Here is a 14,268-nt window from a genome sequence, read left to right as displayed (position 1 = left end):
TCTTAATATTCCAAGGTTCGAATGTCTTGCGGCTGCGGATTGACCTGAATCGAATGGACACTCGCATCGCGCATCTGAATGACCTTGTCTGCAATTGGAGCCAGAGCTGCATTATGAGTCACAATCACCACCGTTGCCCCTTCCTGTTTCGACATGTCTTGTAAGATATGTAAGACCTGCTTACCTGTCTGGTAGTCCAAGGCTCCTGTCGGCTCATCGCACAAGAGCATCTTAGGGCGCTTAGCAACTGCTCGTGCAATCGCAACTCGCTGTTGCTCGCCGCCTGATAATTGAGCCGGGAAATTATCCAAACGATCTCCCAAGCCAACTTTGGTCAACACATCTTTCGCATCCATGGCGTCACGAACAATTTCTGAGGCCAATTCGACATTTTCTTTCGCTGTTAGATTGGCTACTAAATTATAAAACTGAAAAACAAAGCCAACATCTTCACGGCGATACTTAGTCAATTGCTTACTATTTAGTTGAGCAATGTCCACTCCATCAATCTTAATCACGCCCTCATCGCTTGTATCCATACCACCTAAGATATTGAGCAAGGTTGATTTTCCTGCACCAGATGAACCGAGAATGATAACCAACTCTCCCTTTTCAATATCAAACGAAATATCCTTGTTTGCCACAATGCGATTGTTGCCCATGATGTAAGATTTAGAACTATTGCGTACTTCAATATATGCCATATCTACCTCTTTTCTTCCTCTATTATACCATGTTTTCGCTTTCATATCGAACTTTCTTCCTTATGAAACAAGTCGACATAGCAAGTACAAGCTCTGTGTTTCCAACTAATACAATCACAAGCAAAAACGAGCAAGATTTTCTTACCCGTTTTAAGTTTGTTACAAATTTTTAGCGGCTGCTAAAGCTGCATCATAATCTGGATGCTCATTCACATTGTCCAAATATTCTACATAGACAATCTCATTATTTTCGTTGAGGACAAAGACGGCACGCGCTAGTAAATTCCATTCACGCATTAACAAGCCGTAGGTCTTCCCAAATGCATGGTCATAGTAATCGGATAGGGTGATAACGCCTTCGAGCCCTGCTGCTCCACACCAACGAGCCTGTGCGAATGGTAAGTCTGCTGAAACAGTAATGACAACTAGATTGCCTGTCCCTGCAAGCTCTTCATTAAAGCGACGTGTTTGCGTGTCACAAATTCCTGTATCAATCGACGGAATGACACTAATGACCTTGCACTTTTTGCCAAAATCATTGAGACTCTTCAAGGTCAAATCATTTGCCATAAGGACAAAATCAGGGGCTTGATCTCCTACGCGCAATTGAGGTCCAACAAGCGTAACTGGTTTTCCGATAAATGTTGTCATAGTAGGCTCCTTTTTTCTAAGAACCTGTATTCATAAGCGAAGTCATTCTAATCAGGAGTTTATTTTACGATAATCAAGGCATTTTTTGAAGGAATACTGACTGTATTTCGAAAAAAAGCAACAATGAGTAACGAAAAATAAGGCCTAAATAGTGTTGCTGAGCTGTGAATACAGGTTCTAATACCTCTATTGTAAGCGTTTTGACTCAAAAATGCTAGTATTTTGTTTGCCATTTCCCATTCTTTTTTCCAAGAATCCGTCACTTGCCTATTACAGGCGAGTTTTCTTCAGGCGTAAGGCATTGGCTAGAACAGAAACGGAGCTGAGAGACATGGCTGCTCCTGCCAACATGGGATTAAGTAAGGGACCGCCAAATAGGTGTAAAACGCCCATGGCAACTGGAATTCCAATGACATTGTAGGCAAAGGCCCAGAAGAGATTTTGTTTAATGACCCGCATAGTCGCCTGACTCAGCTGAATCGTCCGAGCGACATCCACCAAATCACTGCGTACCAAAACAATATCAGCTGATTCAATGGCCACATCAGTTCCGGAACCAATGGCAATACCGACATCTGCTTGAGCAAGGGCTGGGGCATCATTAATCCCATCTCCCACCATGGCAACTACTTTCCCTTTTTCTTGCCATTCTTTGACAACAGCTGCCTTATCTTCTGGCAGAACTTGGCTGATAACTGTTTGAATGCCCGCTTGAGCTGCAATAGCTTGAGCCGTTGCTGGTGTATCTCCAGTTAGCATGACAACTTCTAGTCCCATTTGCTGCAAGCGTTTCATCGCTTGTGGGCTTGTTGTCTTTATCTTATCTGCCACACCAATCACTGCTACTAACTGCTTATCCAGAGCTAAAAAGACTGGTGTTTTTCCATTTTGAGAAAGAAGGTGGCTGTCGGATGCTGCCTGTTCAATAGCAACACCCTGTTCAGTCATTAGAGAGAGATTTCCCAAAAGTATTTCTTGTCCATTGATCACACCCATAATCCCTTTTCCAGAAACAGATTGAAAAGTAGCGACATTCTGTAAAACTAGTCCTTTTTCCTTAGCAGAAGACAGAATCGCCTCACCTAAGGGATGTTCTGAGTAATACTCCAGACTAGCTGCTAGCTGCAAGATTTCCTCCTCAGACCTGCCCTGATAAGACACGATATCCGTTACTTGTGGATGACCTTCTGTTAGTGTTCCTGTTTTATCAAACAGAATCGTATCTAGTTTTTGTGCACGTTCTAGCACTTCACCTGACTTGATTAACAAGCCCTGCTCTGCCCCCTTTCCTGTACCAACCATGATAGCCGTTGGCGTAGCAAGCCCCAAAGCGCAGGGACAAGCAATGATGAGTACGGCAATGACAATCGATAAGGAAAAGGTCACTGACTCGCCAGCTATTAACCAGAACAGACCCGCTCCCAAAGCCAAGACCATGACAATAGGAACAAAGACTGCTGCCACCTGATCGGCTAATTGGGCAATAGGGGCCTTTGACCCTTGCGCTTCTTCCACCAGACGAATAATCTGTGCAAGTGCCGTATCTTTTCCAACTCTTGTAGCCGTCATTTGAAAGGCGCCATTTTTATTAATTGAGCCACCAAATACGCTATCTCCAACTGTTTTTGATACTGGAAGACTTTCTCCTGTTAGCATAGCTTCATCTACTGTGGATTGCCCCTCACTAATTTCTCCATCAACAGGAATTTTCTCGCCCGGTCGAACCAACAATTGCTCTCCTACCATGACTAGTTCAAGTGGAACATCTGATTCCTGTCCATTTCGAAGAACACGGGCAGTTGGAGGGGTTAAGGACAGCAAATGCTGAATGGCTTCCGAGGTTCGACTTTTAGATACCGTTTCTAAATACTTACCAAGCGTAATCAAGGTGAGAATAACTGCAACTGATTCAAGGTATAATTCGGCATGTTCGCCATGTCCAATCTCAACCTTCCCCAACCACAAAAGAGCTGTCATGACTAGACCTTGCAGTAAGGCAGCTCCGGTGCCAATCGCAATCAAGGAGTCCATATTAGGATGTCCTTTCAACAGGGTTTTGAGACCTTTTTGATAAAAGCTGCGTCCAATATACACGATTGGTAAGACTAAGATGAGTTGAATGAGCGCAGCAACTGGAGCATGATGGACTATTTCAGGTACCAAAGCTCTTCCAAATGGTAGCATCGGAGCCATAGCAAGATACACTAAGGGGAGGGCAAACATCGCTGACCAGACGAAACGCTGCCACAGCTTCTTCGCCTGCTCTGCCTGTTCTACAACCCTGTCTACCTGCTGACTTGTCTCCGCTAGTAGCACTTCGTATCCTGCTTCCCTTACTGCTGCTTGGATGCTTGAGGGGGACTGAAGACTGGCATCGTAACGAATAGTAAGGTTTTCTGTTGCCAAATTAACCGTAGCTTCTTCAACGCCACTAAGTTGTCCAACACTCCGTTCTACTGCCATGGCACAGGAGGCGCAGCTCATTCCCTTAATTTGATAGGTTTCCTCCTTGGTATGTGAAATCAATTGATAACCAGTTTTTGCCACCGTTGCTATTAGCTTTTCTTCTGTTATGGTTTCTTCCTCGTAGCAAATACTTACTTGCTCAGCCGCTAGATTCACACTAGCTTCTGAGACACCCGCTAAGGTCTGAAGAGTCTTTTCAACAGTCATAGCACAGGAGGCACAAGTCATGCCCTTTACAACATAGGTTTTCTTCATCCAATCTCCTTTCTTTGTCTACAAATGTAATCTCTATATAACTAGTATACCTTTTTCGACTACACTTGTAAACAATATTATCTAAAAAAGCAGAGCAGAAGGAACATTCCATCCTGCTTTCACAGAAATCGACTCCTCCCACTCTCAGTTCCTTATAGCTTTTGTGCCAACATGGTCGCAAAGCGAAAACGTAAGAAATTACCATTTTCATCCCGACGATGAAGCTGACCAAAATCCTCATTGTATTTAATCAACTTCCAATCCTTGTAATAATCCTTTAACTCATTGTGGGAAAATGTGAAGGAAAAGGGCATCGGACATGGTGCGTCATCCGTACTCATAGCAGCAACAATCAGATTATAACCACCACTCTTGGTCTGCTCCTGCATATTTTCAATAATAGCTGGAATACGCTCTCGCTCTAAGAACATCAAGACAACGGTTGAAACAATCCAGTCGTATGTCTGCGTAAGGCAAGCCTGATTGATGTCGTACTGACCGACCTGCAAGTCCAAATCCTCAGCATCCATGACGGTTAACAAGGTTTCAAGACTAGGCAAATGATAATCGACAGCCGTTACCTCAAAGCCTTTTTGGGCTAGATAAAGGGCATTTCGCCCCTGACCACACCCCAAATCTAAGACCTTGCACGGCTCAGTAATCGTTTCCAAGGCTTCAACGACTTCCGAATGCGTACGGGTGAAGCCGTATTTCTTGGCAAAATAGTCCTCTGGCTGACAGAAAAACTCGACAAAAAAGCTGGTATCGTCTGTCATCAAGCTCACCCGATGCCACGCTTGAGGTTCAACCATGGGAATATCGTCTGTCGCTCGGTAATGGTGGGTGGCAGTAATCTCATTATCGTTTGAAATGGCTTCATACTTGATTTCGCCCGTCAATACCTTGATTTTTCCCCATGTTCCATCCTTGGTATTGTTCTTATGGGTAATCTCTGTCGGAACGGTTTCTTTGGTCCATATCGGCATCCGTTTATAGGCTACTAACTCTTGCATCGAAATCTCCTTTTTTCTACTATTTTAAAAAAAAAACTGCTTGCATTGCAACTAATCATCAGTTTTAAAAAGAAAAATGCCTAGAAATCTCATATCTGTCAGAACCGACAAGAGTACCAAAAAGAGAGGAGAGCCATACGGCCTCCTCTCTCCAATCTAACCATCCATCTCACTACAATAGCTGATGAAAGAGTGGAAAAACTTAAACTATCACACTAAAATATCTTCTTAGTTTTCTTCTTTTCGCTTAGGAAGCATTGCCAAACCAGCTAAACCTAGGGCAGTTGCTATATAAACAAATCCACTTTGGTCGCTTGCAACACCTGTTTTTGGAAGTGTTCTACCTTCGCCAATTGATACAGGAGTCGGAGTCACTGGTTTAGAAACAACTGGAGTTGATACAGGGGCCTGAGGAACTTCTCTCACTGGCACTTCAGGAGTTACATTCGGAGTGCTTGGCGTTGGCCTATATGGTGTTGGAGTTGGGGTATTTGGTGCTGGAATATGAGCTGTATGGTGTTTCAAGTTATACCCACCAATAACATTCCAATCAATGTAGCCATCATCTTCTCCTGGAAGATGCGCTGTATCTTTTGTTCCAACCGTGATTTGAGTTTCACTGCTCTCATCCCAAATCCAGTCACCTTGTTGTGTCATCTTAGCCAAGACACGTGTGGTATTATCTGGAAGAATCTGAATAAGGAAACTTGGTGCCCAAGTAGAATTTTTACCTTTTCCGGCAACTTCATTACGGTTTGTCATATAAGACGTAACGAGTAGGGTATCGGATGAGCCTTCTACAGGTACTGCATAATAAGAGTAGGTAGCTGTACGCCAATCAGCTGGCACAGACGCTGTCAAGACAACACCACTCATGTTCAGTGGTTGATAGCCTTTTGTCAAGGAATCAGAAACATAGCCTAGCATGACAACGTTATCACCAACATTATAGTTAGCATTCACCCAAGCATCATTATTACTTCCATGATTCAAACGAGATGCTGCAAATAGATAGTATTTGTCGCCTAGTCGAACAACATTTGGACGTTCGATCTCATCACTTACCATTGGAGAACTTACAAGTGGCGTATAGTAACGCTCAATTTCTGGTGTTTTCTCATCGCCTGTTAATTTCAAAATACCAATCGCAGCATTTGCCCAACTTGCACGATCATACATGTCAGCATTTTCTAACAAACGGAAAAGGCTCTTGACATTGTACTGAGCATCCCCACCATAGTTTGACCAGCGATAAATTTGATGTTCCCCTTGGTAATCCTGTGTTCCTGTACTTGCCTCGAATACAAGATAACGACTGCCATCCGTATCTTCAATCACGTGTGGATCACGCATCGCAATATTGTCAGCTCCTGTAAAGGTCTTACGCCATTGCTTATAGCTTTGATAGAAGTAACCATCTCCACCTTCAGGTGTCAATACTCTATCATTCTCAACTGACTTGATTTTAACCTCTCCGTTTTCAAGAACAAGATTCAAGGTTGCAGTAGCAAGTTGTTGGTTATTGCTATTTTGGTCTGTCGTATCAACATGCGTGTAGTACAATTGGATAGAGTTGTCTGAGTTGACAACAGCAGAACCAGACCATTGTTGGATTGCAGGCGTTTGAGTATAACCAAAGATGGAACCAGCATTCTTCCAATTATCAAAATTATTGTCCCCATACTGGTTATAAAGGAGGTAAAGATGGTTGTCGTTCGTATTTGGAATCCCCATCATGGCTACAACAAGTTGATACCCATTCCAATTAGAAACCACTCCTGTCCGAATATCTTGTACTGGCCATGAATCCCAGACATCTAAATCAGCAACTTCGCCAGTCTGCGCATCTTTTGTTGTTGCCGCTGGCATATTTTTAATCACTTCTGCATTGAAATACGGAATCGCATACTTAGGATCTTGTTCTACCAAGGCATTTGCAATATCTTCAAACTGCTTGTAAGTCATTCGATTCCCAGATTCAGCCGTATCAACTAACACAATTTTATTAAGGGCTTCTTTTTGCTTTTCCGTTAAGGTTGCAACATCGATTTGCGCTTCAGAGGCAATTTTCTCCGCATCACTTGTTAGTCCAGTTGCAGGATTGATTGGAAGAGCTGGGCTATTTAAACGTGATAACGTTTCATCCTCCTCTTCTTCATTTTTCACTGTCTCATTAGTAGACTGTTCCTGTCCCGCTTCTTTCTTTGGAGCCCCTTCTGAAGCAGGATTAGGAGCTACAGTCGCATCATTTGAAGTGGCAGAGTTAGTTGTCTCAGCTGATGCTCCTGTACTTGTTTTTTCTGGTGTTGTTGTTTCAGATGGTGTTGTTGTTTCAGATGGTGTTTGAATTTGGTCTTTTTCAGTAGGATTTTGTGCTGGCTGTGTATCCGCCTTTACATTCACTGATGTAAGACTAGCTGCTAACGAAGCGCTCGCTACACCAAGAGCGATTAATTTCTTCTTTGATTGTTGCATACTATACTCCTATATTTTAATTTATTACTAGATATTCTACAGATTTTTAGAGGATATGTCAAACGTTTGGCATATTTTCTGTGTATATTCATGAAACTTTCTTTTATAATTTCAAAAAAGTAGAATCTTTTCTAGCTCTTGCTTTATTACGATATTCAACAATCAGAGAACGTCGGTGTCAAAAATAATCATCCTATCTCGCATTGATGGCTTTCATGGTGCGGGCAATGTCACGATTTTGTTCACGGCGTTTGATTGACTCACGCTTGTCATAATCGTGTTTTCCTTTGGCAAGTCCAATCAAAACCTTGGCAAAACCGTCTTTTAGGTACACTTTGAGGGGAACAAGGGTCATACCTGTTCCTTTTACCTCATTTTCCAGACTAGCAATCTGCTTCTTGCGCAAGAGTAATTTCCGCGTGCGAGTCGGATCTTGGTTCCAGATATTTCCCTCATCATAGGGGGCAATATGCACATTATTAAGCCAGGCTTCGCCCTTACGAATCTGGGCAAAACCATCTTTCAGATTGATACGTCCTGCTCGGATGGACTTAATTTCTGTCCCAGTCAAGACGAGACCTGCTTCAATGGTATCGACAAGCGTATAATCATGACGGGCTTTCTTGTTCTGTGCTAAGACTTTTCCTTCACCCTTTGCCATTTCTATCTCCTTTTCTTCCGTTTTGGTTTAGCCACTTCTTTGTAAAATAGCTTCTTTTTCTTCTCTTTAGCCTTTTTGCTGGAACGATGAGCTACTTCCTCTTGTTTATGCCCCTTGCCTTTTCCACGGCCAGTCCGGTCTGAACGATCGCGATTGGCATGGCTCTTGGTCTTACGGGTCGCCTTGAGCGGTGGCTCAAGGACATCAAGATCAGACGGTACATGAGCAAAATCAATCTCACCTGTCAGCTTGTCAGCCCGCATCAGCTTAATCCGAATGCTTTGACCAACTCGGAAGACTCGTCCTGATTTTTCTCCTTTGAGTGTCAAAGACCGTTCATTGTAGTGGTAAAATTCAGGCAGATTTTGAATATGAATCAAGCCCTCAACGGTATTTGGTAATTCCACAAAAAGACCAAACTTGACAATACTAGACACCACACCGTCAAATTCTTGCCCGACAAATTCCTGCATGTATTCCGCCTTTTTCATGGCTTCCACTTCACGCTCTGCATCAATCGCGCGACGTTCTAAACTAGACGTCTGCTTGGCAATGGCAGGAATGGCTGCTTCAAAATGCACCAGCTTTTCTGGTGTCACGGTGCTGTATTCCCGCACCATGCGATGCACCAAAAGGTCAGGATAGCGCCGAATCGGACTGGTAAAATGCGTGTAATAGTCCGCACCTAGTCCATAGTGACCATGATTATGCTCTGAATACCTGGCCTGTTGCATGGAACGAAGCAGCATCATATTTAGAACATCTGCATATGGCTCCTCCGCCACACGCGACATGAGGTCTTGCAAGGCTTCTGAGCTAATAGAGCTTGCAACCCCTGCAATTCCAAGACCAAAACTACTCGCATAGTCGATGAATTTCTGTAATTTATCAGCTTTTGGCTCCTCGTGAATTCGATAGATAAAAGGCAGTTCTAACCTGGTAAAATGCTCCGCAACCGTTTCATTTGCGACCAGCATAAAGGACTCAATCATCCGCTCAGCAATCCCACGCTGACGCAGTTGAATATCAACAGGCAGACCATCTTTATTGACGATAATCTTAGCTTCACTGGTATCAAAATTGAGGGCTCCGCGCTTGAGTCGCATAGTTTCTAACGTTTCGTGGAGCAGGACCATTTTCTCTACACTTGGTACAATTTTGGAAAACTCTTCCAACTTGGCCTTGTCCCCTGCAATCATCCGATTGACATCTGCGTAGGTCATGCGGTAGGTCGTCTTAATCACGGTCTGCCCAATCCAGTGCTTGACCACGCGCCCCTTGCGGTCAATCTCCATGATTGTCGACTGAGTCAAGCGGTCCACATTGGGATTTAAGGAACAAATGCCATTTGACAAGCGTTCCGGTAGCATCGGCACTACACGGTCCGTCACGTAGACGGATGTCCCACGATTGAGTGCTTCTTGATCAAGCGCAGATCCTTCTGTCACATAATGGGAAACATCTGCGATATGGACCCCCAACTCCAGATTGCCGTTTTTGAGTTGCTTGATATGCACCGCATCGTCCAAATCTTTGGCATCTGCCCCGTCAATCGTAAAGATGATTTCCTGACGCAAATCCAAGCGACCTTCATAGTCTTTTTCAGTAGGCTGGTCTGGAATTTGATTGGCTTCTGCCAATACCTCATCGGGAAATTCGGATATGATGTCCATGGACTCTAGCACCTCTAAGACATCGATACCAACATCGTCCTTGTGTCCGATGACATCTCGAATGGTCGCCACGAAATAATCCCGTTTTTTATTCGGGTATTGCTCGATATCCACCTTGACAATTTCTGTTCCGTCTAAGACCAAAGCTGATTTTTTCAGATAAATTGGCTGGCTAATCTTTTGATTTTTCGACTTGATGTAGCCTGCAAATTCTGTTTGATTCTCATCAAAGACAAGCTGTCCAACAGCTGTCTTTAGACTATGCTCTAAGATGTCAATGACTTCTGCTTCTGCTACCGTCCCCTTGAGGCGATCTGCGACCTTCTTAATAACAACTTCAACCCGATCGCCTTCAATGGCATAGTTGACATCATTTCGGCTGACAAAAAGATCATCTTCTGCTTCATCAACGGTAACAAAGCCAAAGCCGTTCTTATTGGCTCGAAAAATCCCAGTCAGGGTCACACGGTTCTTTTTCTTCTTTTCTGGTAAGGCAATTCGACCTTGATCATCAAAACTCAATTGGCGGCGTCCCTCCATCTGGGATACCTGCTTGACCAAATCCGTAAACTCTTTGGCAGACCGCGCTTGAAAATGGTCTGCCAGCTGAGCCATGGTAACAGGACCTACTGTTTCAATATATGCAATAATTTCTTTTTTCATTTTTCTCTTTTCGTTTGTTTATAGGCCACACACAATACCGGTATCACTATTCTTGTGATAGTTTCTCTCTACTCTGCTATAGCACATGACAAAAAAGAGACCAAGAACAAGTCCCAGTCTTTTTACTTACTTGAAATAATTACCAAGGCCAGCGCAATCAACATCCAGCAAAAGACGAGAATAGCGGTTAATCGCTGCATAACAGCCTCAAAACCACGCGCCTTTGTCCGTTCAAAGAGAGCTCCTGAACTCGCATCAAATACATTACTTGATTGATTTTTAGCTGGTTGCATAAAGATTGCGATAATGATAATAGCAGATAAAATTAAAAGAATGGTTAATAAAACGTTATACATAATTTTTCTCTTTCTTTAATAACTCCCAACAGTATACCACAAAATCTACTTGGTTTCAACATGTAGTGTCACTTTTCTCTCTTTGGGACAATATTTCAAGACTTCAATCTTTTGTGGGTGGGTCTTGCTATTTTTACTGGTCAGATAATTTTTACTACCGCATTCTGAACATTGTAAATTGATTTTAATTCTCACTAAATTTCCCTGACTTTCAAGTAATTTCTAAAACTATAAAGCGACCAGATGAGATTGAGCAGAACTAAACTACAGGTCACATAGAAAACCCAACGATAGCCTAGATACGTTGCCACACCTGACCCCAGCATTGGTCCCAAAACAGACCCCATGTACATAAAGGTTTGATTGAAGGAAAAAATCCGTGAAATCCCTTCTTTGGGGGTTAATTTCGCCAGCAAGGAATTGACAGACGGCAAAAGTGCCCCTGTTCCAAAACCATAGAAAAAGCGGAACACTCCTAATTGCAAGGGAGTTGTCGCATGGGCATTGAGCCAATTCATGATAAAACTATATAACAAGGCCATGAGCAACAAGCGGTGATTTCCAATCTTATCGCCCAATTTTCCGAGCTGCGGTGAGCTAACCATCGAAGAAACACCCAGTACCGAAATAATCAATCCTGATACAAATAAGAGGTTTTCAGTTTGGCCCAAATACCGAATGTACAACGTCAAGATTGGTACAACCGACTGGGCAGCCATTTGAATAATCATACTGGTAACAAATAAGCTCAGCACAATCTGCTTGTCCCTAATCTGATGAAAGACTTCGCCTAAGCTCATCTCCTCGCCAGACTTAATCGGTGTAAAATCTTCCTTGATATAGAAATAAGTCACAATCGTCACGAGAAAGAGTAAGAAACCGACAATCAGAAAGACCAAGCGCATGCCGACTACTTCTGCTAGGAAGCCACCGAGCATTGGACCAATTAAGGTTCCTGCCACCAAACCTGTTGACAAGGTACCAAGAGCATAACCTGTCTTTTCTTTAGGGACTTGACTGGCAATCAAGGCAGTTGAATTAGGCACATAGCCTGCAAACATTCCTGTTAGTATTCGCAGGAGAATAAGCCAAAATACATTGTTAATAAAGGCCAAACCTCCCATGCTAATTACCATGACGGCACTAGCTCGGACCATCATTGGTTTGCGTCCATATCGGTCAGCCAGACTGCCCCAAATCGGAGACATGATTGCCGAGGCTAGGGCCGTGGTCGATACGGCTAGCCCTGCATAAAACTCTACTTGATTTTTCGGAACTCCCAATTCTTCGACAAATACGGAAATAAAGGGCATAACCATCGAAATACTGGATCCAACAAAAAAATTTCCTACCCAAGCAATTTTTAGATTTTGCTTCCAAACATCCTGACTTAAAATAAAATCATCTTCTTTCTATACGCTGTAAAAGCTGGTCAACTTGTGCATAAGTTGCAAGCCTTTCTCCACCATTATCAATTTGATACGGTGTCCGCTTTTTCTTTTCTTCAAGAGGCATTTGGGCTGCTAAACGCTCCTTTGCTGCCATTAGACTAAGCTGATTTCTCTCCATTAACCGTTCCAATTGTAGCTCTGATGTCAGTACGACAAGCCAAACCTCGTCAACCACTTCTTCATAGCCCAATTCAAAAAGCAAGGGAATGTCCATGAACAGCACATTCGTCCTTTTAGCTAATCGATTGCGCTCTTTCATCAGCTCCTGTCGAATAACTCCATCTTGCAACTGAGAAAGTCGTTCTCTGACTTTTTTTTGCCCAAAAACCAGCTCTCCTAATCGCTCTCGGTTAAGTTCGCCATCGGCTGCTACAATGCCTGTTCCAAATTCTTCGACCAAAACCTGATAGAGTCTGCCATCCTTTTGTTGCAACTGGTGAACCACATCATCCGAATCGATGACCTCATAGCCTTTTTTTCTCAAATAGGCTGTCACCGTGGATTTTCCCGAAGCAATCCCACCTGTTAATCCAATTACTCTGGTCATGGCGCCACCTGACACTGTGGACAAATATGCGTTCCACGGCCAGATAACTGGAACTTAACCAACTCTGTTTGGCAACGTGGGCAAACCTGTCCCTGCTTTCCATAAACTTGTAGATAATCCTGCATGGTCCCATCCATACCGAGCGCATTTTTATAGGTCCGAATGGTCGAGCCACCCTTTTCAACACCTAGTTGCAAGACTGCAATAATCGCTTGGTGCAGGGCCTTGCTTTCCTTAGTTGAGAGACTTTGGCTAAGCCTTGCGGGATGAATACCTGCTTGAAACAAAGCCTCATCCACATAGATATTGCCCAGCCCCACCACCAAGGTCTGGTCTAACAAGTGTGCCTTAATCGGCTTTTTCGATTTAGCGAGCTGGATGGTAAAACGCTCATAGTCAAAATCTTCTACGGTCGGCTCTGGTCCTAATTTTTTAGAGAGAAAATAATCTTCCACCTGTTCTTTGCCCAGCAATTCCAAAGTGCCAAATTTCCGCACATCTTGGTAGACCATGTGGCTCCCATCTGTGAAGGTGAAAAAGACATGAAAATGCTTATTTTCTGGCACTTGATCAGGAAAATAATGGTACTTTCCTTCCATCCGCAAATGGGAAATAAGCACAAAATCTGTCAAGTAGAGCAAGAGGTATTTCCCACGGCGCTTGACCTCGCAAATCTCTTGTCCAACCAAGACTTCACGCAGAATGTCTGCCCCCGTCAGCACCATGCGTGGATAGGTAATTTCTACGTTTTCAATTCTTTTTCCAACGACCAGTTTTTCGAGTCCCTTACGGACCGTTTCAACCTCTGGTAATTCAGGCATAGGGCTCCTTTCTAAGCTAATTTAATGAGTTTCAACCCCTAAAAACTCATCAACCTTTTTCGATAGTTCTTCTTTAATAAAATCTAACTTTTGAGATTTTTCTCGAACAATTTTCTGAATATCCTTATCTATTTGACCAAATTGATTAAAAGGTATAGGAATTGGTGTATCTAAAATAGCTTGACGGTCGATTTTAGTATACTCGTTTTTACCATCTACTCCACAACGTCCTTTGACTTGCTTCCTCAATAAAGGTTCTAGGATATAAGCAAGATAATCAATGTCTATATCTTCTATTTTAGGTATCAGAACTACTCTGTCTGCATTTACTGAAAAGCGACTATCTAATAGGGTTATTTTCCCAGCAATTCCATTCACAGAAATTGTTGCATAACGTCCATCATAATCAAACGTCTCACAGTAAGCCAAAGGGGAACTATTATTAGCAGAATAAACAGGATATTCTCCTGCATTATCCAAACAATACTTTTTAGTATATTTACTCATTCCACGTTTTAGAGCAAACAACTCA

General features: G+C 43.0%; 13 protein-coding genes. All 13 read right to left on the bottom strand.

What is annotated here, in order from left to right:
• Positions 1–2: 2 nt before the first annotated feature.
• Positions 3–704 (bottom strand): ABC transporter ATP-binding protein, encoded by a 702-nt coding sequence (locus tag ABPH35_RS00965; protein ID WP_349988443.1) that lies wholly within the window; start codon positions 702–704, stop codon positions 3–5.
• Between the two features lie 159 nt (positions 705–863).
• Positions 864–1,355: a thiol peroxidase gene (gene tpx / locus ABPH35_RS00960; protein WP_349988442.1), complete on the bottom strand. Its 492-nt coding sequence runs from the start codon at positions 1,353–1,355 to the stop codon at positions 864–866.
• 270 nt (positions 1,356–1,625) lie between these two features.
• Complete coding sequence (locus ABPH35_RS00955; protein ID WP_349988441.1) at positions 1,626–4,076, bottom strand: heavy metal translocating P-type ATPase; 2,451 nt, start codon at positions 4,074–4,076, stop codon at positions 1,626–1,628.
• A gap of 152 nt (positions 4,077–4,228) precedes the next feature.
• Complete coding sequence (tehB, locus tag ABPH35_RS00950) at positions 4,229–5,089, bottom strand: SAM-dependent methyltransferase TehB (RefSeq protein ID WP_349988440.1); 861 nt, start codon at positions 5,087–5,089, stop codon at positions 4,229–4,231.
• A gap of 228 nt (positions 5,090–5,317) precedes the next feature.
• Positions 5,318–7,564 carry a glycoside hydrolase family 68 protein gene (locus ABPH35_RS00945; protein ID WP_349988439.1) on the bottom strand — a complete coding sequence of 749 codons (2,247 nt, stop codon included), beginning with the start codon at positions 7,562–7,564 and terminating at the stop codon, positions 5,318–5,320.
• Positions 7,565–7,757: 193 nt separating this feature from the next.
• On the bottom strand, positions 7,758–8,225 hold the full coding sequence (gene smpB / locus ABPH35_RS00940) for an SsrA-binding protein SmpB (protein ID WP_349988438.1): 468 nt from the start codon (positions 8,223–8,225) through the stop codon (positions 7,758–7,760).
• 2 nt (positions 8,226–8,227) lie between these two features.
• Positions 8,228–10,561, bottom strand: coding sequence for a ribonuclease R (rnr, locus tag ABPH35_RS00935; protein ID WP_349988437.1), 2,334 nt, complete (start codon positions 10,559–10,561; stop codon positions 8,228–8,230).
• A 122-nt stretch (positions 10,562–10,683) separates the two neighbouring features.
• Entirely contained in the window at positions 10,684–10,917 is a 234-nt protein-coding gene (gene secG, locus ABPH35_RS00930) for a preprotein translocase subunit SecG (RefSeq protein ID WP_067088520.1), read from the bottom strand.
• Between the two features lie 45 nt (positions 10,918–10,962).
• The gene (rpmG, locus tag ABPH35_RS00925; protein WP_082815604.1) at positions 10,963–11,112 is read right to left on the bottom strand and encodes a 50S ribosomal protein L33; all 150 of its coding nucleotides are present in this window, start codon (positions 11,110–11,112) and stop codon (positions 10,963–10,965) included.
• Positions 11,112–12,314, bottom strand: a complete 1,203-nt coding sequence (locus tag ABPH35_RS00920; protein WP_349988455.1) for a multidrug efflux MFS transporter — start codon at positions 12,312–12,314, stop codon at positions 11,112–11,114. Before ABPH35_RS00920 ends, rpmG begins: the two co-directional genes overlap by 1 nt.
• 4 nt (positions 12,315–12,318) lie before the next feature.
• Entirely contained in the window at positions 12,319–12,915 is a 597-nt protein-coding gene (coaE, locus tag ABPH35_RS00915; protein WP_349988436.1) for a dephospho-CoA kinase, read from the bottom strand.
• Positions 12,912–13,736, bottom strand: a complete 825-nt coding sequence (mutM, locus tag ABPH35_RS00910; protein WP_349988435.1) for a DNA-formamidopyrimidine glycosylase — start codon at positions 13,734–13,736, stop codon at positions 12,912–12,914. The genes coaE and mutM overlap by 4 nt, the downstream gene beginning before the upstream one ends.
• A 21-nt stretch (positions 13,737–13,757) precedes the next feature.
• Positions 13,758–14,264: a restriction endonuclease subunit S gene (locus tag ABPH35_RS00905; protein WP_368849475.1), complete on the bottom strand. Its 507-nt coding sequence runs from the start codon at positions 14,262–14,264 to the stop codon at positions 13,758–13,760.
• Positions 14,265–14,268: the final 4 nt, after the last annotated feature.

The sequence above is a fragment of the Streptococcus handemini genome (genome assembly GCF_040984445.1).
Lineage (GTDB): Bacteria > Bacillota > Bacilli > Lactobacillales > Streptococcaceae > Streptococcus > Streptococcus handemini.
This window is presented reverse-complemented; position numbering and strand designations above follow the sequence as displayed.